This window comes from Pantoea sp. GbtcB22, assembly GCF_019091025.1.
GTDB classification, from domain to species: Bacteria; Pseudomonadota; Gammaproteobacteria; order Enterobacterales; family Enterobacteriaceae; genus Pantoea; species Pantoea leporis.
Genome location: NZ_JAGXKB010000298.1, coordinates 1 through 265, shown reverse-complemented (window position 1 = coordinate 265; position 265 = coordinate 1). Strand labels below are relative to the sequence as shown.

Annotated in this window: 1 protein-coding gene; it reads right to left on the bottom strand. The window is 36.6% G+C overall.

The genetic code is table 11. From position 1 onward, the window contains the following. A partial coding sequence (locus KVT28_RS25330) for a YncE family protein (protein ID WP_217550942.1) occupies positions 1 to 265 on the bottom strand: 265 nt, incomplete at both ends.

The following is a 265-nucleotide window of genomic DNA, read 5'->3' as shown; positions in this document are numbered from 1 at the left end:
ACGTGGATTTACAGCAATTCCAACTGGATTATGCCCAACTTTTATGTTTGTTTCAACTTTATTAGATGTACCGTTTATGTCGCTTACAGAATCGTTCGAGAAATTTGAGACATAAATGGTATTGGTTTGTGTATTGAGGGCGTGAACAGAGGGAGTCGGACCAACTGGTATTGTTGATACCAATGTATTGTTACTTCCATTCAATACTAAAACACTATCTTTTCCTAAATCTGAAACATAGACCTTGTTCGTGAGTGGATTGATT